This is a genomic window from Streptomyces sp. HUAS MG56 (assembly GCF_058673395.1).
Map to the genome: position 1 here is coordinate 4,109,146 of NZ_CM178722.1, position 18,617 is coordinate 4,127,762.

20 protein-coding genes and 2 tRNA genes are annotated in these 18,617 nt (G+C 70.4%); 3 read left to right on the forward strand and 19 right to left on the reverse strand.

Going from position 1 to position 18,617, the window contains the following annotated elements; all coding sequences use genetic code 11:
• Positions 1 to 10: 10 nt before the first annotated feature.
• From AC4OXY_RS19485 to AC4OXY_RS19530, 10 genes are all read right to left on the reverse strand, one after another.
• Positions 11 to 83: transfer RNA gene (locus AC4OXY_RS19485), tRNA-Ala, on the reverse strand.
• A gap of 126 nt (positions 84 to 209) precedes the next feature.
• Complete coding sequence (locus AC4OXY_RS19490) at positions 210 to 443, reverse strand: hypothetical protein (RefSeq protein WP_006136074.1); 234 nt, start codon at positions 441 to 443, stop codon at positions 210 to 212.
• A 3-nt stretch (positions 444 to 446) separates the two neighbouring features.
• Complete coding sequence (locus tag AC4OXY_RS19495) at positions 447 to 620, reverse strand: hypothetical protein (RefSeq protein ID WP_225100930.1); 174 nt, start codon at positions 618 to 620, stop codon at positions 447 to 449.
• A 190-nt stretch (positions 621 to 810) separates the two neighbouring features.
• A tRNA-Ala gene (locus tag AC4OXY_RS19500) sits at positions 811 to 883 on the reverse strand.
• 128 nt (positions 884 to 1,011) lie between these two features.
• The gene (locus AC4OXY_RS19505; protein ID WP_491994303.1) at positions 1,012 to 1,680 is read right to left on the reverse strand and encodes a histidine phosphatase family protein; all 669 of its coding nucleotides are present in this window, start codon (positions 1,678 to 1,680) and stop codon (positions 1,012 to 1,014) included.
• A complete protein-coding gene (gene rsfS, locus AC4OXY_RS19510; protein WP_356039560.1) occupies positions 1,680 to 2,123 on the reverse strand; it encodes a ribosome silencing factor in 444 nt (147 codons plus the stop codon). Before rsfS ends, AC4OXY_RS19505 begins: the two co-directional genes overlap by 1 nt.
• Positions 2,124 to 2,244: 121 nt before the next feature.
• Complete coding sequence (locus AC4OXY_RS19515; RefSeq protein ID WP_491994304.1) at positions 2,245 to 3,969, reverse strand: LytR C-terminal domain-containing protein; 1,725 nt, start codon at positions 3,967 to 3,969, stop codon at positions 2,245 to 2,247.
• A gap of 16 nt (positions 3,970 to 3,985) precedes the next feature.
• The gene (gene nadD, locus AC4OXY_RS19520; protein ID WP_356039555.1) at positions 3,986 to 4,612 is read right to left on the reverse strand and encodes a nicotinate-nucleotide adenylyltransferase; all 627 of its coding nucleotides are present in this window, start codon (positions 4,610 to 4,612) and stop codon (positions 3,986 to 3,988) included.
• A 56-nt stretch (positions 4,613 to 4,668) separates the two neighbouring features.
• Positions 4,669 to 4,824, reverse strand: coding sequence for a hypothetical protein (locus AC4OXY_RS19525; protein WP_177235161.1), 156 nt, complete (start codon positions 4,822 to 4,824; stop codon positions 4,669 to 4,671).
• 120 nt (positions 4,825 to 4,944) lie between these two features.
• Positions 4,945 to 5,109: a hypothetical protein gene (locus AC4OXY_RS19530; protein ID WP_356039552.1), complete on the reverse strand. Its 165-nt coding sequence runs from the start codon at positions 5,107 to 5,109 to the stop codon at positions 4,945 to 4,947.
• A gap of 102 nt (positions 5,110 to 5,211) precedes the next feature.
• Between AC4OXY_RS19530 and AC4OXY_RS19535 the strand changes: the two genes are divergently transcribed.
• Positions 5,212 to 6,291: a M48 family metallopeptidase gene (locus tag AC4OXY_RS19535; RefSeq protein WP_356039549.1), complete on the forward strand. Its 1,080-nt coding sequence runs from the start codon at positions 5,212 to 5,214 to the stop codon at positions 6,289 to 6,291.
• Here the strand turns inward: AC4OXY_RS19535 and AC4OXY_RS19540 are convergent.
• The 5 genes from AC4OXY_RS19540 to proB form a co-directional block, all read right to left on the reverse strand.
• Positions 6,257 to 7,336: an SCO2583 family membrane protein gene (locus tag AC4OXY_RS19540; RefSeq protein WP_491994305.1), complete on the reverse strand. Its 1,080-nt coding sequence runs from the start codon at positions 7,334 to 7,336 to the stop codon at positions 6,257 to 6,259. The genes AC4OXY_RS19535 and AC4OXY_RS19540 overlap by 35 nt on opposite strands.
• A 90-nt stretch (positions 7,337 to 7,426) precedes the next feature.
• Complete coding sequence (locus AC4OXY_RS19545; RefSeq protein WP_491994306.1) at positions 7,427 to 7,996, reverse strand: SCO2584 family spore wall biosynthesis protein; 570 nt, start codon at positions 7,994 to 7,996, stop codon at positions 7,427 to 7,429.
• 119 nt (positions 7,997 to 8,115) lie between these two features.
• Positions 8,116 to 9,402 carry a glutamate-5-semialdehyde dehydrogenase gene (locus tag AC4OXY_RS19550; RefSeq protein WP_356039540.1) on the reverse strand — a complete coding sequence of 429 codons (1,287 nt, stop codon included), beginning with the start codon at positions 9,400 to 9,402 and terminating at the stop codon, positions 8,116 to 8,118.
• Positions 9,403 to 9,507: 105 nt separating this feature from the next.
• Positions 9,508 to 9,933, reverse strand: coding sequence for a DUF8830 family protein (locus AC4OXY_RS19555; RefSeq protein WP_376285473.1), 426 nt, complete (start codon positions 9,931 to 9,933; stop codon positions 9,508 to 9,510).
• Between the two features lie 167 nt (positions 9,934 to 10,100).
• Positions 10,101 to 11,228, reverse strand: coding sequence for a glutamate 5-kinase (proB, locus tag AC4OXY_RS19560; protein WP_356039534.1), 1,128 nt, complete (start codon positions 11,226 to 11,228; stop codon positions 10,101 to 10,103).
• 538 nt (positions 11,229 to 11,766) lie between these two features.
• Here proB and AC4OXY_RS19565 point away from each other — a divergent pair.
• Both AC4OXY_RS19565 and galU read left to right on the forward strand, forming a co-directional pair.
• Positions 11,767 to 14,070: a bifunctional glycosyltransferase/CDP-glycerol:glycerophosphate glycerophosphotransferase gene (locus AC4OXY_RS19565; RefSeq protein WP_362823864.1), complete on the forward strand. Its 2,304-nt coding sequence runs from the start codon at positions 11,767 to 11,769 to the stop codon at positions 14,068 to 14,070.
• A 40-nt stretch (positions 14,071 to 14,110) separates the two neighbouring features.
• On the forward strand, positions 14,111 to 15,049 hold the full coding sequence (galU, locus tag AC4OXY_RS19570; RefSeq protein WP_491994307.1) for a UTP--glucose-1-phosphate uridylyltransferase GalU: 939 nt from the start codon (positions 14,111 to 14,113) through the stop codon (positions 15,047 to 15,049).
• 66 nt (positions 15,050 to 15,115) lie between these two features.
• Here galU and obgE read toward each other — a convergent pair whose 3' ends face one another.
• From obgE to AC4OXY_RS19590, 4 genes are all read right to left on the reverse strand, one after another.
• Complete coding sequence (gene obgE / locus AC4OXY_RS19575; protein WP_356022708.1) at positions 15,116 to 16,561, reverse strand: GTPase ObgE; 1,446 nt, start codon at positions 16,559 to 16,561, stop codon at positions 15,116 to 15,118.
• A 125-nt stretch (positions 16,562 to 16,686) separates the two neighbouring features.
• A complete protein-coding gene (gene rpmA / locus AC4OXY_RS19580; RefSeq protein ID WP_071384751.1) occupies positions 16,687 to 16,941 on the reverse strand; it encodes a 50S ribosomal protein L27 in 255 nt (84 codons plus the stop codon).
• A gap of 14 nt (positions 16,942 to 16,955) precedes the next feature.
• Positions 16,956 to 17,276 carry a 50S ribosomal protein L21 gene (rplU, locus tag AC4OXY_RS19585; RefSeq protein WP_009188585.1) on the reverse strand — a complete coding sequence of 107 codons (321 nt, stop codon included), beginning with the start codon at positions 17,274 to 17,276 and terminating at the stop codon, positions 16,956 to 16,958.
• A 189-nt stretch (positions 17,277 to 17,465) separates the two neighbouring features.
• Positions 17,466 to 18,527 carry an iron-containing alcohol dehydrogenase family protein gene (locus AC4OXY_RS19590; RefSeq protein WP_356022710.1) on the reverse strand — a complete coding sequence of 354 codons (1,062 nt, stop codon included), beginning with the start codon at positions 18,525 to 18,527 and terminating at the stop codon, positions 17,466 to 17,468.
• Positions 18,528 to 18,617: the final 90 nt, after the last annotated feature.

Here is an 18,617-nt window from a genome sequence, read left to right on the forward strand (position 1 = left end):
TCGACTTCTGTGGAGCTAAGGAGAATTGAACTCCTGACCTCCTGCATGCCATGCAGGCGCTCTACCAACTGAGCTATAGCCCCTTGTTTTGTTGTTTCGCCCGGTTCCCCCGGCGACGTCGTAAACATTACAGGGCCGGGAGCGGAGCGCAAAATCGGTTTCGGAGCCGCACCAATACGCTCACGTATGTCCGTTTTTGCACTGAGCTGTCAGGCCGTCACGAAGGAGTAGAACCGCTTGAGCGTGCAGTGCTCTTCGAGGAGGCGGCCGTAGATCGGCTCGCCCTCCAGCTCCCGGTACGTCTCGATCGGGTCGCCCTTTATGATCAGCGCCCGCGCGCATTCCTCGCACCAGTACTGGTAGTCGGGGTTGATCGGCTCCATGTCACGGACGATCGGCGTACCGCTGCCGCACCAGTCGCACTTTCGCCTGTGTGCACCCATCGATCAGCTCCAGCTGTGGCCGCAGGCCGTGCACACGTAGGAGATTCCGCCGTTGTCGCCGAGGACTTGGGCCACGTGCGCGGAACCGCAGGAAGGGCAGAGCAGCCGGGTCGTCGTGTTCCGTATCAATGCCGCACCGAGGAGGTCGCCGCCCTCCCCAAGGATGCTCGCAGGCATCGCTACTCCCTCCCGTCGGGCCGCGCCCCCTTCCGGCCGTTTGATTCTGCCACGGGAACGCCTCCGGAGGGGTATACGAGCACGGGACCCCGAGCGACTCAAAGGCCGCCGCCGACAAACAGAAGATCCCGCCCCCTCAGGGGACGGGATCTTCTCACCGATCTCTGACACTCGACAGAGTGTCGATCAGTGGAGCTAAGGAGAATTGAACTCCTGACCTCCTGCATGCCATGCAGGCGCTCTACCAACTGAGCTATAGCCCCTTGTCACGCGGCGGAGCCGCATGATGTTTCGCTTCCCGCTCGGCGGGGCGAACAAGAAGAACTCTAGCCTGTGACCTGCCGGAAAGTGAAATCCGGGGTGCGCGAGCCCCGGCGGGTCGGCCGGCGGGTCAGTCGTCGTCGCCGAGGACGGGCTCCGGGAGGGTGCCGGCGTTGTGCTCCAGCAGGCGCCAGCCGCGGGCGCCCTCGCCCAGCACGGACCAGCAGCAGTTGGACAGACCGCCGAGGCTCTCCCAGTCCCGGGCCGCGAGCCCGAGGAGCCGGCCGATGGTGGTGCGGATGGTGCCGCCGTGGCTGACGACGACGAGCGTGCCGTCCTCGGGCAGCTTCTCGGCATGCCGCAGCACGACGGGGGCGGCCCGGTCGGCGACCTCGGTCTCCAGCTCACCGCCGCCGCGGCGGACCGGCTCGCCGCGCTTCCACGCGGCGTACTCCGCGCCGTGGCGGGCGATGATCTCCTCGTGCGTCAGCCCCTGCCACACGCCCGCGTACGTCTCGCGCAGGCCCTCCTCGCGCGTGATGTCGAGGCCGGTGAGGGCGGCCAGCTCGGCGGCCGTGTGCGCCGCCCGCTGGAGGTCGGACGAGACGATCGCGTCCGGGCCCAGGGAGGCCAGCAGCCGGGCGGCGCGGCGGGCCTGGCCGACGCCGGTCTCGGTCAGCGCGACGTCCGTGCTGCCCTGGAAGCGGCGCTCGACGTTCCACGCGGTCTGGCCGTGCCGCCACAGGATGATGCGGCGGCCGCGGCCCTTGCAGTCGGTGACCTCGCCGGTGGCGCTCATCACCACTCCCCGCCCGGCCCCTGGTCGGCCTCGGCGGCCTGCTGCTTCGCGTGCTCCTCGGCCTTGCCGCGGGTGGCCTTGGCGTCGGCGGGCAGCTCCAGCTCGGGGCAGTCCTTCCACAGCCGCTCCAGGGCGTAGAAGACCCGCTCCTCGCTGTGCTGGACGTGGACGACGATGTCGACGTAGTCGAGCAGGATCCAGCGGGAGTCGCGGTCGCCCTCGCGGCGCACCGGCTTGGCGCCGAGTTCCTTCTGCAGGCGCTCCTCGATCTCGTCGACGATGGCCTTGACCTGGCGGTCGTTCGGCGCGGAGGCCAGCAGGAAGGCGTCCGTGATCGACAGCACGTCGCTGACGTCGTAGGCGATGACGTCGTGGGCGAGCTTGTCGGCCGCCGCCTGGGCGGCGGTGTGGATGAGCTCAAGGGAACGGTCGGTGGCGGTCACTACATGGCTTTCCGTCGGCGGTCGTTTGCCCTCAAGGGTCTCACGGACCGCCCGGGGCACCCCACGTGATTAAAGGGTCGCGCAGGGTGCCCCGGCCGGGAGGCGGCCAGGAGGCGGACGGTCAGGAGGCGGACGGTCGGTAGTCCTGGCCGAGTACGACCGAGACGTCGGCGCCCGAGGAGACCGTGCCCTTGGCCACGGCGCCGCTCGGCAGGCCGAGGGTCTTGGCGACCTCGGTGGCGTTCTGCTTGTGGGAGGCGTCCGAGTAGAGCACCTTCGAGACGGCCTGGGTGCCGGTGGCGCTGCCGCCCTCCAGGAACGTGAAGCCGCCGTTGAGGAGCACCACGCGGGCCTTCTCCGTGTCGTCCTTCACACCGGTGGCGTTCTGCACGGAGACCCGGATCGCGGAGCCGGCGTCGGGGCTCTTCGCGGTGCCGCCGAGGATGTCCTTCACCACGCCGTCGCTGGTCTTCGCGCTCAGTGTGCCGTCGGTCTGCACGGGCAGCAGGGCGGTCTTGTAGGCACCGCTCTTGGCGAGGTCGGAGAGCTTGGCGAGGAAGGTGCCGAGGTCCTTGTCGGTGAGCGGCGGGTCGAGGATCTGCGCCAGGGTCTGCACCGTGGTGATCGCCGCCGACGGGTCGGACGACAGCTTGCGCAGCGTGCCCTGCATGACCTGTCCGAACCGCTCCAGCTGGGCGTTCTCGTTCTCCCCCGGGGCACGGTAGGTGGCGTAGGCGACGGCCATCTTGCCGCTGAGCGTCTGCTGGCTGCCCTTGTGGACGAGCGGCTCGGCGCCGGCCTTCTTCGAGCTCGGGTCGGGCACGTCGGCGTTGGTGTCGATGTCGATGTTGCCGACCAGGTCGACCAGGTTCTGCAGGTAGGGGGTGTCGAGGCGCCAGGTGGCCTGGATGTTCGTGCCGAGGACGGTGCCGAGCTGGTCGCGGGTGCCGGAGGAGCCGTCGCCGTCCACCGACTTGGCGAGCGTCGTGGTGGCGCCCGAGTCGTCGCTCAGGGCGAGGTTGTTGGGCAGCAGCACGGTGCTGCCCTGCTTGGTGGTGGTGTTGTCGACCAGCAGCGCCGTGGACGTGCCGCCCTTGTCGGTGTTGTGCAGGTGGACGACGATCACGTCGCGCTTCTGGGCTCCGACGGGCGTGGCCGCGCCGGGCTTGGCGGCCGCGGAGGACAGGCCGGGCAGCTTTCCGGCGTACCAGAGGTAGCCGACACCGCCGACGGCGACCAGGGCGAGGACGACGACCAGGGCGATCAGCCGGCCGCGGGCGCGGCGCCTGGCCTCCTCGCGGCGTTCGGTGCGGTTCTCGGTGAAGTTCAGCCAGTCGATGACGTCCTCGGAGTCACCCTCCGGGTCCTCGACGAACGCGAACTGCTCGGTGCGGTAGTCCCGTTCGACCCCGTCCCGGGTCTCCGCGTGCCGCTCCCCCGGCTCCCCCGGCCCCTGTGCCGGGCCGGGCTGGTGCGGGATGTGGGCGGTCTGTCCGGCGGCCCGGGGCTGCTGCCCGCCGGCCGCGCCCTGCCCGTACGGGTCGTAGCCGGGCACCTGCTGGGTGCCGGTCCCGTACGGGTCGTACGGGTTCTGGGCGGCATAGGGGTCGTACGCCGGCTGCTGCCCCGAGTCGTAGGAGGGCACGGGCGGCTGCTGGCCGGTGGCGTAGGGGTCGTAGCCGTAGCCCTGGTGCTGGGCGTACGGGTCGTAGCCGGGCTGCTGGGTGTGCTGGGCCTGCTGTGCCGGGACCTGCTGGTAGACGGGCCGGCCGTACTCGTCGTAGCCGACGATCTCGTACGGGTCGGCGCCGTAGCCGCCATTGCCCGTGTCGTATCGGTCGTTCACCGGTGCCCCTCTCGGCTCACTCGCCGCGGTACAGCTCGCGCTTGGCGATGTAGCGCACGACTCCGTCCGGCACCATGTACCAGATGGGGTCTCCCTTCGCGACTCTCGCACGGCAGTCTGTGGAGGAGATGGCGAGCGCGGGAACCTCGACCAGCGAGGCGCCGCCCTCGGGAAGGCCGGGGTCGGTCAGGTGGTGGCCGGGCCGGGTGACGCCGATGAAGTGCGCGAGGGAGAACAGCTCCTCGCTGTCGTGCCAGGTCAGCAGCTGGGCGAGCGCGTCGGCACCGGTGATGAAGAACAGGTCGGTGTCGGGGTTGAGGGCCCTGAGGTCGCGCAGCGTGTCCACGGTGTAGGTCGGACCGCCGCGGTCGATGTCGATGCGGCTGACGGAGAACTGGGGGTTCTCGGCGGTCGCGATGACCGTCATCAGGTAGCGGTCCTCGGCCGGGGAGACCTTGCGGTGGGACTTCTGCCACGGCTGGCCGGTGGGCACGAACACCACCTCGTCCAGCTGGAACTGCGCGGCGACCTCGCTGGCCGCCACCAGGTGTCCGTGGTGGATCGGGTCAAACGTCCCGCCCATGACGCCCAGGCGTCGCTTGCCCGTGTGCACGGGGCCGGTAGGCATGTCCTGCTCTCCCATGCGTGCAGACCCTACCGGCCCGGCCTCGAAGGTCCCGCCGGGGACGGGGTTCCGGCTCAGCGGTCGCGGTTGAACCGCGTGGTGATCCACAGCAGGAGCAGCAGGATGACGAAGGCGCTGCCGCCGGTGATGGCCGGGTTGAGGCTGTTGTGGTGGCCGCCCTCGGCTTCGGCGAGGGTGACCATCTGGGCTGCGGCGCTGTGAAGGCTCATCTTCGGCAGGACCTAACGCGTGTGGGCGGGATAAAGATGTCGGCTCATCGTATGCGGGCGGTCCGGCGACGATCACGCCGACTCCGCCGTTGGGGCCCGGCGGGGAACTTTCGCCGCCGCTCAGTCGTCCTTGCGCTTGTAGCCCCTGAGCAGGAACCAGGCGGTCAGCGCGCAGCCCAGGACCATCACGACCAGAACGACGCGGAGCAGATTCCCGGACCCGTGCTGCTGGACGGCGCTGGTGGCGGCCTCGGTCAGCCAGGCGGCTGCGGGGTGGTGATCCATCGGTGGACTCCTTCGGCTGTACTGCCCGTCCACGGTATCTCCGCCTAGGCTGGGCCCTGCCTCGGGGGCACAGTGGGCACTCACACGCACTTGGGGGACGACATGTCCGACGACGGCCAGCAGACCGGGCACGAGCGCGTGCCGAGCAGGCAGCGCAGGCGCTTCCCGGGGATCTCCTCGCGTGCCTACGAGCATCCGGCCGACCGCTCGGCCCTGGTCGCGCTGCGCAAGCTGAGCGGATTCGACACGGTCTTCAAGGCGCTCAGCGGGCTGCTGCCCGAGCGGAGCCTGAGGCTGCTGTTCCTGTCCGACTCGGTCCGCGTCTCCGAGCGGCAGTTCCAGCATCTGCACGACATGCTGCTGGACGCCTGTTACATCCTGGACCTGGAGAAGGTCCCGCCGATGTACGTCAACCAGGACCCGCAGCCGAACGCCATGTGCATCGGCCTGGACGAGCCGATCATCGTGGTCACGACGGGCCTCGTGGAGCTCCTCGACGAGGAGGAGATGCGCGCGGTCGTCGGCCACGAGGTGGGCCACGCCCTGTCCGGCCACTCCGTGTACCGCACGATCCTGCTCTTCCTGACCAACCTCGCCCTGAAGGTCGCCTGGATCCCGCTGGGCAACTTCGCGATCATGGCGATCATCACCGCCCTGCGGGAGTGGTTCCGCAAGTCGGAGCTGTCCGCCGACCGCGCGGGTCTGCTGGTGGGCCAGGACGCACAGGCCTCGATGCGCGGCCTGATGAAGATCGCGGGCGGCAACCACCTGCACGAGATGAACGTGGACGCCTTCCTGGAGCAGGCCGAGGAGTACGACGCCGCGGGCGACCTGCGCGACTCGGTGCTGAAGATCCTGAACGTGCTGCCCCGCTCGCACCCCTTCGCCGCCGTGCGGGCGGCCGAGCTGAAGAAGTGGTCCGAGTCCCGGGACTTCCAGCGGATCATGGACGGCCACTACGCACACCGCGACGAGGACAAGGACACCTCGGTCAGCGACTCCTTCCGCGAGTCGGCGGCCGCCTACGCGAGCGACGTCAAGACCTCCAAGGACCCGCTGATGAAGCTGGTCTCGGACCTCGCGGGCGGCGCGGGCGACCTGGGCGGCCGGGTGCGGCGCGGCTTCGACGGCTTCAAGAGCGGCCCGCCTACGGCGCAGGAGGGGCCGACGGACGAGGAGTAGCCAGGGTCCCGCACAGCGCCGCCGGGCTGTCCGTGGCGAACGGGTCGGTGCCCGCCGGGCCCCCGCTGCGGGCCGTCTGCCCGGCCAGCAGCGGCCGCAGGTACGCCGAGGAGTCCTCGGCGCAGGCGAGGGGACCCGCCTGGACGTACGACGTGAGCAGCTGGACCTGGTGGGTGCGCAGGTCGTCGCGGGTGAAGCTGAAGGTCAGCTCGCGGCGCACGGTGAACAGGGAGACCCGCGCACCGGCCGGGGCTCCGGTGGGCCGCAGTGCGTAGACCAGGGTGTGGTCGGCGGTGACCTCCAGCGTGTCCGCGTCGGCCTCGACGGCCTGGAGGTCGCCCTGGACCCGGATCCGGTCGTCGGCGAGCTGGCTGCGGGCGGGGTCGAAGCGGACCACCCAGCCGGTGGCGGCGTGCCGCCCGTCGGCCGCCGGACGGGCGAAGCTCTGGTCGAACTGGTCGAGCTGGTCGGCGTCGACAAGGGCCCGGGCGGGGGCGCTCTGACGGCCGGTCAGCACCTCGGGGTAGAGCGCGGAGCGCACGATGTAGTCCTTGGCGCTGGTGAGCGCGGTGACCACCTGGCTGTCGGAGAAGTGGACGGTGCCGCGCGCGACCGGCAGCGGGATCCCCTCGGCGCCGACCTCGAACTGGGCGGCGGGGCTGTGCGCGTACAGGCTCTCGGCGTCGGCCCCGCCGGGCACCTCGGCCGTCGGGGCGAGCGGGATCACCGTGGTCCGCAGGGGTTCGGCGGAGCGCCGGACCTGCGGGGAGCCGTAGGGATGGCGCACGCTCATGTAGACGGCGGTGCCCATGGCGACGGCGAACAGCACGACGAGGACCAGCAACTGCCGGTGCAGGCCGCGGTGCAGGGGCGGGCGGCGGCGTACGGCCGGCGTGTGGTCGGCCATCCGCTCCTCGGCGGAGTACTCCTGGAGGCGGGCAGCGCGGACGAACGACTCGTCGAACACGACGGGTCGGTACTCGTCCTCGCCACCTGCGGGGCCGCCCTCGGGTGTCCCCTCCGGTGGGTCTCCTGGCCCGCCCATACCTTCAGGGTAGGTCGCAGGGGCCTCAGGTAAACGCCCTGGTACACGACAACTTCTGACAGGTTCTCACCAAGGGGCGGGCGGGTGCGCTCAGGGGGTGCGCGGCGTGGCCGAGGCGACCGGCTGGCCGGTGTCGGCGGAGACGGAGGGCGCGGCGGCGCCGCCCTGTTCCACACCGGTCGAGGCGGGGGCGGGCACCCGGTCGCGGGCGCCGGAGGAGCCGCCGCGGTAGACCGCGGCGAAGGCGAGGGCGACCATGCCTATGCCCATCACGACGGCGAGCACCCAGGCCACGGGGCGGTGCCAGCGGACCTGTCTGCCGTGGGCGCCGAAGGGGCCGTCGCCGTCGTCGAGGACGTAGAGGTCGTCCAGGTCGTCGTCGCGATCTTGGCCCGGATCGGTGCCCTCGGGGGCGTACGTGTCGTCGTAGCGCTCGCCGCGGGCGCGGGCACGGCGGGCCTCCGCCTCGGAGGCCTCGGCTCTCGCCTGCGCGGCGGCGAGGAGGCGCTCCACGGCGGTCGGTTCATGGACCGTGGCCGCCTGCACGAAGGCCTCGTCGAAGACCACGGAGGCGAACTCTTCGTCCGACACCCCGCGGTCGTGGTCGTCGTCGGGCTCCCAGCCGTCAGGGAACGGCGTGCCCCCCACGTCCTCCGGCACACGTCCAGAGTAGACCTGAGGGGTCAATTTGGGCAGACGGTAGGGAAATTCGTCTGACTGGTGAGACGCCTTTCGGCCGCCCGCCCGGATCCCCGGACGTACGGCCGAACGGGTGATTCTCAGGGGCGTACGTGGCCGTCGCCGGTGACGATGTACTTCGTGCTGGTCAGCTCGGGCAGGCCCATCGGGCCGCGGGCGTGCAGCTTCTGGGTGGAGATGCCGATCTCGGCGCCGAAGCCGAACTGGCCGCCGTCGGTGAACCGGGTGGAGGCGTTCACGGCGACGGTGGTGGAGTCGACCAGCTGGGTGAAGCGGCGCGCGGCCTGCTGGGAGGTGGTGACGATCGCCTCGGTGTGGCCGGAGGTCCACAGCCGGATGTGCTCGACGGCCTTGTCGAGGGAGTCGACGACCGCGGCGGCGATGTCGTACGAGAGGTACTCGGTCTCCCAGTCCTCGGCCACGGCCTCGACGACGGTCGCCTTGGAGTCCTTGGCGTGGGCCAGCACGCGCTCGTCGGCGTGCACGGTGACACCGGCCTCGGCGAGGGCGTCCAGGGCGCGCGGCAGGAACTCGGCGGCGATGTCCTGGTGGACCAGGAGGGTCTCGGCGGCGTTGCAGACGCTGACCCGCTGGGCCTTGGAGTTGATCAGGATGTCGATCGCCATGTCGATGTCCGCGGCCGCGTCGACGTAGACGTGGCAGTTGCCGGTGCCGGTCTCGATGACGGGGACGGTGGACTCGCTGACCACGGTCTGGATCAGGGAGGCGCCGCCGCGCGGGATGAGGACGTCGACCAGGCCGCGGGCGCGCATCAGCTCGCGCACGGAGTCCCGGCTCTCGCCCGGCACCAGCTGCACGGCGTCGGCGGGCAGCCCGGCGCCGCCCACGGCGTCGCGCAGCACCCGCACCAGCGCCGTGTTCGACTCGTACGCGGACGCGGAGCCCCGCAGCAGGACGGCGTTGCCGGACTTCAGGCACAGGACGGCGGCGTCGACGGTGACGTTCGGGCGGGCCTCGTAGATGATGCCGACGACGCCGAGCGGGACGCGGACCTGGCGCAGGTCGATGCCGTTGGGGAGGGTGGAGCCGCGGACGACCTCGCCGACCGGGTCGGGCAGCTTCGCGACGTCGCGGACGTCGGAGGCGATGGCGCGGACCCGCGCGGGAGTGAGGGTGAGCCGGTCCACGACGGACTCGCTGGTGCCGTTCTCCCGCGCCCTGGCCACGTCCTTGGCGTTGGCCTCGACGATCTCGGCGGTCCGTACCTCCAGCGCGTCGGCGATGGCGAGCAGCGCGTCGTCCTTCACGGCGCGCGGCAGCGGCGCGAGGTCCGCGGCCGCGGCCTTGGCCCGGTAGGCGGCCTGGGTGACCGGGGACATCGAGTCGTACGGCGAGAGCGTGGTCATGAGGGAAGGGTAGTGCGCGCCGCGTACGCCTCCGGAGCACGTCCCACACCCCGAGACGAAACCCCCCGTACGGGACCAGAACGTACGGGATCAGAAGGGGTGGGATCAGAAGGGGTGGACCCCTACGGGTGTCGCGGGCGACGGGCCGTAGCCCTCGGCGATGCGGTGGTGGTAGGTCTCGCGGTCGATGACCTCCAGGCCGACGATCTCCCACGCGGGCAGTCCGGCGCTCTGCCGGTGCTCGCCCCACAGGCGCAGGGCGACGGCCGCGGCGTCGTGCAGGTCGCGGGCCTCCTCCCAGTACCGGATCTCGGCGTGATCGGTCGCGTATCTGCTGGTCAGGAGGAAGGGGTGGTCATGGGCCAGCTGTTCCAGGGCCCGGCGCAGATCGGACAGGGGAACGGTGTCCCCGGAGACGCTGAGGGTGACGTGCCACAGCCGGGGCAGGTCTTTCGGCTCCTCGTAGGTGTCCCCGGCCACGACGCTCGTCAGAGCACCGCGCGACGTCGCCCCAGGGCGCACTCGTCTCACGACGGCCTCCTTCATGGCTCGCTCGGCCCCTTGACGGAAGGCGTGTCCTGCCAACATGCCCCCGAGACAAAGTTGAGCAGGCCGCAGGGCTCCGCGTGGTGGTTTTACGGAACGTCCCCCACCGGGGGCGTGCCGTACGCCCTGTTTTACGAGCGGTCTTGCGACTGTCAGAGGTGCAGGAGCACCAGGTCGTCCCTGTGTACGACCTCGCGTTCGTATGCCGGGCCCAGTTCGCGGGCCAGCTCGTGGGTCGAGCGCCCGATCAGCCGGGGGATCTCCTTGGCGTCGAAGTTGACGAGGCCCCGGGCCACCGCGCGGCCGGCCGCGTCGCGCAGTTCGACGGGGTCGCCGGCGCTGAACTCGCCCTCCACGGAGGCGATTCCGGCGGGCAGCAGCGACTTGCGGCCCTTGACGACGGCCTCGACGGCGCCGTCGTCGAGGGTCAGCGCGCCCTGCGGGGTGGAGGCGTGCTGGAGCCACAGCAGCCGGCCGCCGGAGCGCTTGCCGGTGGGGTGGAAGTAGGTGCCGGTGTCGCCGCCGCTGAGCGCGTCCGCCGCGTGCACGGCGCTGGTGAGGACGACGGGGATGCCGGCGGCGGCGGCGATCCGGGCGGCCTCGACCTTGGTGACCATGCCGCCGGTGCCGACCCCGGCCTTGCCCGTGCTGCCGACGTCCACGCCCGCGAGGTCCTCGGGACCCGTCACCTCCGCTATCCGCGAGGTGCCGGGCTTGCCGGGGTCGCCGTCGTAGACGCCGTCGACGTCGGAGAGCAGGACGAGCAGGTCGGCGTGGACGAGGTGGGCGACGAGGGCGGCGAGGCGGTCGTTGTCGCCGAAGCGGATCTCGTCGGTGGCCACGGTGTCGTTCTCGTTGACGATCGGGAAGGCACCCATGGCGAGCAGCTTGTCGAGGGTGCGGGAGGCGTTGCGGTGGTGGGCGCGGCGGCTCATGTCGTCGGACGTGAGCAGGACCTGGCCGACGCGGACGCCGTAGCGGGCGAAGGAGGCGGTGTAGCGGGCGACGAGCAGGCCCTGGCCGACGCTGGCGGCGGCCTGCTGGCGGGCCAGGTCCTTGGGGCGGCGGCGCAGGCCGAGCGGGGCGAGGCCCGCGGCGATGGCACCGGAGGAGACCAGGACGATCTCCCGCTCCCCGCCGCTGCGGATCTTGGCCAGCACGTCGACCAGCGCGTCGACGCGGTCGGCGTCGAGGCCGCCGACGGCTGTGGTCAGGGAGGAGGAGCCCACCTTGACGACGATCCTGCGGGCCTCGCGTACGGCCTGCCTTGCCCTTGCCACGGTGCTGACTGTCCCCTCGCGTAGGTCGGCTTCGCAGCCAAAATCTACGCGAAGAGGAGAGGGGGCATCGCGCAGGTCCGCTCTGCGGACGCGCGGGTCCGCGTGCCCGGCTCGCGTACCCGGCTCGCGCGCCCGCCCGCCGGGCGTGCATCACGAATCCCGCGCCCCCCTCACTGAATATCGGCCACAAGCGGTCAAAAAGAGCGGGCGCGCGTCACGAAGCCCACACTTCTCCGCCGAACCATTTCCGGCATGGAATGTCCTGTTTGCGCGCCAAAAATACGGACAGCGCCTCTTTTCCTCTTCTTACCTTTGGAGGGGCTCGTACACCTTGACCGCAGGCCCGGAGCCGGGGGTGAGTCCTGCCACATCCCCGCTGACCAGCGGCGGACGGGCTGTGGTAAGAACGTCTCACGAGTGACGTTAGGATAGGCTTAAACCAACCTTAACCTTGCACTCCTTGTGCCTCTCGCCACCCGCGCCGCATGTCAGCAGCGGGACGCGGGTGAGTCTGATCGACAGTCCAGGAGCCCCAAGCATGCCCCTCGCGAATGGAAACACTTCGCCCAAAATAAGCGTGGTCGTCCCTGTCTACAAAGTTCAGGGATATCTGCGCGCATGCTTGGATTCCATTCTCTCCCAGTCGTTCGAGGACTTCGAGATCGTCGCGATCGACGACCACTCCCCCGACTCCTGCGGCCGCATACTCGACGAATACGCCGCCCTGGACGAGCGCGTCATACCCGTGCACCTGGCGGAGAACCAGGGCATAGGCAAGGCGCGTGACGCCGGCGCGCTGAAGGCACGCGGCGAGTACATCCTGTTCCTCGACAGCGACGACACCCTCGCCGACGGCGCTCTCCAGGCGATGGCCGACCGGCTGGCCGTCACGGACAACCCCGACATCCTCCTGCTCAACCACGTCCGCACGTACTGGAACAACCGTGTGCAGGCGAGCGCGGCCGGCGAACTGCTCGCCGCGGCCGGCACGGACGTCTTCACGGCACTGGAGCGTCCCGAGTACCTCGGCATGTTCGCCGTGGTGTGGAACCGCGCCTACCGCCGCGAGTTCTACGTCGACGACCACCACTTCACCTTCACCGACGGCATCTACGAAGACGCCCTCATGGTCTACAAGACCATGCTGACCGCGGAGCGCATCGCCGCCACCGACCACGTCTGCGTCGAGTACCGCCAGCGCCGCCAGGGCAACTCCATGCGCACGCCCGGACGCAAGCACTTCGGGATCTTCGAGCAGTACCAGCGGCTCTTCGCGTTCCTCGACGAGCGCCCCCACCTGGAGCCCGTGCGGGCCCTGCTGTTCGAGCGCGCCGCCAGCCACTACCTGTTCACCCTGGCCCGTGAGGACCGCATCGTCCCCAAGGACCGCGCGGAGTTCTTCAAGCTGGCGGCCGCCGACTACAAGCGCTTCAAGCCGAAGGGCCTCGTCCTCCCCGAGGGCACGCAGGGCACCAGGTTCCAGCTGCTGGAGCGCGGCTCCTACACGGCGTACGCGACGGTGATGGCCGCGAGCAACACCCGTCGCCAGGTGATCCAGCGGGCCACCAAGGTCAAGACCAAGCTCGGCAAGACCGCCTACAACCGGCTGTACCAGCTGCACCTGCGCCGCCCGGTCGACGAGAACCTCGCCGTCTACGCGGCCTACTGGAACCGCGGTGTCGCCTGCAACCCGGGAGCCGTCTACGAGAAGGCGAAGGAGCTGGCCCCGAACGTCCACGGAGTGTGGGTCGTGAAGCGCGACGCGGTGGACACCGTCCCCGAGGGCGTCGACTACGTGGTGGCCAACTCGCCGCGCTACTGGGAGGTCATGGCCCGGGCCAAGTACCTCGTCAACAACGTCAACTTCCCGAACAACATCGTCAAGCGGCCCGAGCAGGTCTTCCTCCAGACCCACCACGGCACCCCGCTGAAGCAGATGGGCATCGACCAGCAGAAGTACCCGGCGGCGGCCAAGAACATGAGCTTCGCCAAGATGCTGGAGCGGGCCGACAAGTGGGACCTCAGCCTCACCTCCAACCAGCACTCCACGGAGATCTGGGAGCGGGTGTACCCCTGCGCGTTCGAGGCCGTCGAGTTCGGATACCCGCGCAACGACGTCTACTTCCGGGCCACCGCCGAGGACGTCACGCGGATCCGCCGTGAACTCGGCATCGAGGACGGCAAGACCGCCATCCTCTACTGCCCGACGGTGCGCGACTACCAGAAGGGCTACGTGCCCCGCATCGACCTGGAGCGCTTCTGCCGCGAGCTCGGGCCCGACCATGTCGTCCTGGTGCGCACCCACTACTTCTACGGTGCCGACCCCCGGCTGGCGGCCCTCCAGGAGCGCGGGCTGATCAAGGACGTGTCGAGGTACCCGGTGGTCGAGGACCTCTGCCTGGCCGCCGACGCCCTGATCACGGACTACTCGTCCATCATGTTCGACTACGCGTGCCTCGACCGCCCGATCGTCAGCTACGCGGACGACTGGGAGGTCTACCGCAAGGCCCGCGGTGTCTACTTCGACATTCTCTCCGGGCAGCCGGGCGAGACCCCGGGCGCGACCGCCACCACGGAGGACGAGCTGATCTCGGTCTTCCGCTCCGGCGCCTGGAACAGCGCCGAGGCCGCCGAGCTGCGGGCCGCGTTCCGCGAGCGGTTCGTGCAGTTCGACGACGGCAACGCTGCGGAGCGCGTCGTGCGCCGGCTGTTCCTCGGCCAGGACCGGGGTCCCGCGGTGCTGCCCCTGGACGAGCGGACTCCGGCTCCCGCGCCGGGCGTCGTCGCCAAGGCGCGCATTCCGCGGCAGCCGACCGCAGAGCGTGGCCTCATCGGCGCCTGACGCACGGCCTGACGTACAGAACGAGAGAGACGAGCACCACGTGGTTTCCCGCCCCTCCATCTCCAAGGCCGTCATCCCTGCGGCAGGCCTCGGTACGCGGTTCCTGCCGGCCACCAAGGCCACTCCCAAGGAGATGCTGCCGGTCGTCGACAAGCCGGCGATCCAGTACGTGGTCGAGGAGGCCGTGGCGGCGGGTCTCGACGACGTGCTCATGGTCACCGGACGCAACAAGCGTCCCCTGGAGGACCACTTCGACCGCAACTACGAGCTGGAATCGGCCCTTCAGAAGAAGGGCGACGCCGGCCGGCTCGCCAAGGTCCAGGAGTCCAGCGACCTGGCGACCATGCACTACGTCCGCCAGGGCGACCCCAAGGGCCTGGGCCACGCCGTCCTGTGCGCCGCCCCGCACGTCGGCCACGAGCCCTTCGCCGTCCTCCTCGGCGACGACCTGATCGACCCCCGCGACCCGCTGCTCCAGCGCATGATCGAGATCCAGGAACAGCACGGCGGCAGCGTGATCGCCCTCATGGAGGTCGCGCCCGAGCAGATCCACCTCTACGGCTGCGCGGCCGTGGAGGCCACCGCCGACACCGACGTCGTGAAGGTGACCGGACTGGTCGAGAAGCCGGACCCGGCGGACGCCCCGTCGCACTACGCGGTCATCGGCCGCTACGTCCTCGACCCGCACATCTTCGACATACTCCGCCGGACCGAGCCGGGCCGCGGCGGCGAGATCCAGCTCACCGACGCCCTCCAGCAACTCGCCCAGACGCATTCATCAGCGGCTACCGCCGCGGGGAAGGCCGGCGGACCGGTGCACGGCGTCGTCTTCCAGGGCCGACGCTACGACACCGGCGACCGCGGCGACTATCTGCGTGCCATCGTCAGACTCGCGTGCGAACGTGAAGACCTGGGCCCGGACTTCCGGACCTGGCTTCGCGGTTACGTAGCCGAGGAGCTGACGGACGCGGACAGCTGACGTCTGAAACACAAGAGGGCGGGCCCGGAGGAAACCTCCGGGCCCGCCCTCTTGTGCGCCTGCCGCCTAGAACGGCTCGAAGTCGTCGAACTCCCGGCCGGCCTCGTCCCGCTCCGCCTGCTTGTCCCTGCGGCGCTGCGCCGCGGGCCGCTGTGCGTCGAAGCGGTGGTCCTCGCCGCGGCGGCCCAGCATCTCCGCGCCGGCCATGACCGTCGGCTCCCAGTCGAAGACGACCGCGTTCTCCTCGGGGCCGATGGCGACGCCGTCGCCGTTCCGGGCGCCCGCCTTCATCAACTCCTCCTCCACACCGAGGCGGTTGAGGCGGTCGGCGAGGTAGCCGACGGCCTCGTCGTTGTTGAAGTCGGTCTGGCGGACCCAGCGCTCGGGCTTGTCGCCGCGCACCCGGAACAGCAGCTCGCCGCCGACCTCCTCGCGCGTGACGGTGAAGCCCGCGTCGTCCACGGCCTGGGGCCGGATGACGATCCGCGTCGCCTCCTCCTTCGGCTTCGCGGCACGCGCCTGGGCGACCAGCTCACCGAGCCCGAAGGACAGCTCGCGCAGCCCGATGTGGGCGACGGCCGACACCTCGAAGACGCGGTAGCCGCGGGCCTCCAGGTCGGGGCGGACCATCTCGGCGAGGTCCTTGCCGTCGGGGACGTCGACCTTGTTCAGGACGACGATCCGGGGCCGGTTGTCGAGCCCGCCGTACTGGCGCAGCTCCTCCTCGATGATGTCGAGGTCGGAGACCGGGTCACGGTCGGACTCCAGGGTCGCGGTGTCCAGCACGTGCACCAGCACGCTGCACCGCTCCACGTGCCGCAGGAACTCCAGGCCGAGGCCCTTGCCCTGGCTGGCGCCCGGGATCAGACCGGGCACGTCGGCGATGGTGTAGACGGTCGAACCGGCCGTCACCACACCGAGGTTGGGCACGAGGGTCGTGAAGGGGTAGTCGGCGATCTTCGGCTTGGCCGCGCTGAGCACGGAGATCAGCGAGGACTTGCCGGCGCTCGGATAGCCGACGAGGGCCACGTCGGCGACGGTCTTCAGCTCCAGGACGACGTCCCGCAGGTCACCGGGCTCGCCGAGCAGCGCGAAGCCGGGGGCCTTGCGGCGGGCGGAGGCCAGCGCCGCGTTGCCGAGCCCGCCGCGGCCGCCCTGCGCGGCGATGTACGACGTCCCGTGTCCGATCAGGTCGGCGAGGACATTGCCGGCCTTGTCGAGGACGACGGTCCCGTCGGGCACGGGCAGGACCAGGTCCTGGCCGTCCTTGCCGGACCGGTTGCCGCCCTCGCCGGGCTTGCCGTTGGTGGCCTTGCGGTGCGGCGAGTGGTGGTAGTCGAGCAGGGTGGTCACGGACTGGTCGACGGTGAGGATGACGTCACCGCCACGTCCGCCGTTGCCGCCGTCCGGGCCGCCGAGCGGCTTGAACTTCTCGCGGTGGACGGAGGCACAGCCGTGGCCTCCGTTACCCGCGGCGACATGCAGTTCGACGCGGTCCACGAAGGTGGTCATGGTTCAGTGCCTCCAGAAACTCACGGGTATTACCTATGTCAACACGCGAAAGGCGGACCCGCCTTCCCGACCGGGAAGTGAGGTCCGCCTCGCGAAGTGAAGCGTTCGGCGCTGAATCAGGCGATTCAGGCGACCGGAACGATGTTCACGACCTTGCGGCCGCGGTGGGTACCGAACTCCACCGCACCGGCCTCGAGGGCGAACAGCGTGTCGTCGCCGCCACGGCCGACACCGGCGCCGGGGTGGAAGTGGGTGCCGCGCTGGCGGACCAGGATCTCACCAGCGTTCACGACCTGACCGCCGAAGCGCTTCACGCCGAGCCGCTGGGCATTGGAGTCGCGACCGTTCCGGGTGGACGATGCGCCCTTCTTGTGTGCCATGTCTCCTCAGTCCCTTACTTCGCAGCCGTGGGGATCGACGTGACCTTGATCGCCGTGTACTGCTGGCGGTGGCCCTGCCGACGGCGGTAGCCGGTCTTGTTCTTGTAGCGCAGAATGTCGATCTTCTGGCCCTTGTGGTGGTCCACGACCTCGGCCTGAACCTTGATGCCGGCCAGCACCCACGGGTCGCTGGTCACGGCGTCGCCGTCGACAACGAGCAGGGTCGAGAGCTCGACCGTGTCGCCAACCTTGGCGGTGGAAATCTTGTCAACCTCAACGATGTCGCCGACAGCAACCTTGTGCTGGCGACCACCGCTGCGCACGATGGCGTACACGCGGATCTCTCTTTCGCTCGTTCAGAACCGGCACCCCCGCAGGCCAGCCGCCCGACAACACACGGGCGACCTCTCCCGGCCCGCACTGCGCCCGGGAGGATGAGGTTTACGGGGATGTGGCGCGCTCAGTGACACGCCGACGGTCAAGGTTACGGGGCCGGGCTGTGGGGGTCAAACTGGACGGCTCGATCAGCCCGTGACCGCGCTGACGTACTCGGCGTACGCCGTCCTGATGCCGCTCGGCGACAGCGCGAGATGCTCCAGGATCGTGTACCGGCCGGGCCGGGTCTCCGGGGCGAACCCGACGGCCCGGACGAACTCCTCGTCGCTGAAGCCGAGCTCCTCCGCCACCACCGGCAGACCGTGCCGGCGCAGCACCTCGGCCATCAGCCGGGCCATGCCGGGCTCGCCCCGCAGGTGCGTCGCGAAGGCGGCGCCGACGCCCACCTGCTCGCCGTGGTTCGCCGCCCGGTGCGGATACAGATGGTCGAGCGCGTGGCTGATCTCGTGGCAGGCGCCGGAGCAGGGGCGGGTGTGCCCGGCGATCGACATGGCGATGCCCGACAGCGCCAGCCCTTCGGCCAGCACCGTCAGGAAGCCGTCGGCACCGCATCCTCCCGGGTGGCGCAGCACGGCCTCACCGGCCTGGCGGGCCATGGCCACGGCCAGACCGTCGAGCTTCTCGCCGGTGACCCGGTGGGCCAGCTCCCAGTCCGCGACCGCGGAGATGTTGGACAGGGCCTCGCCGATGCCCGAGCGCACGAACCGGATCGGAGCCTCCCGTATCACCGCGAGGTCGATGAGGAGGGCGATCGGTGCGGGCACGCCGTACGAGCCGCGGCCCGCGTCGTTGTCCAGGTTGGAGACGGGCGAGCAGATGCCGTCGTGCGAGAGGTTGGTGGCGACGGCGACCATGGGCAGCCCGATGCGCGCCGCGGAGTACTTCGCGCAGTCGATGACCTTGCCACCGCCGATGCCCACGACCGCCTCGTACGCGCCGGACTTCATCTCGGCGGCCAGCCGGATCGCGTCGTCCAGGGTGCCGCCGCCCACCTCGAACCAGGCGGCGCCGGGCAACGAGGGGGCGATGCGCTCGCGCAGCCTGACGCCGGAGCCGCTGCTGACGGCGACGGCGAGCCGGCCGGACTGCGCGATGCGCTCGTCGGCGAGCACGGCCCCCAGGTCGTCCAGGGCACCCGGACGGATGTCCACGACGACCGGCGAAGGCGTCAGCCGGGTCAGTACTGGCACGCGATCCCCCGCCCCCCGGCCAGGTCGTCGTGGTTGCCGATCATCGGGGTTCTCTCCTTCGTCTCACGTCCGTCTCACGGGACCCGCCGC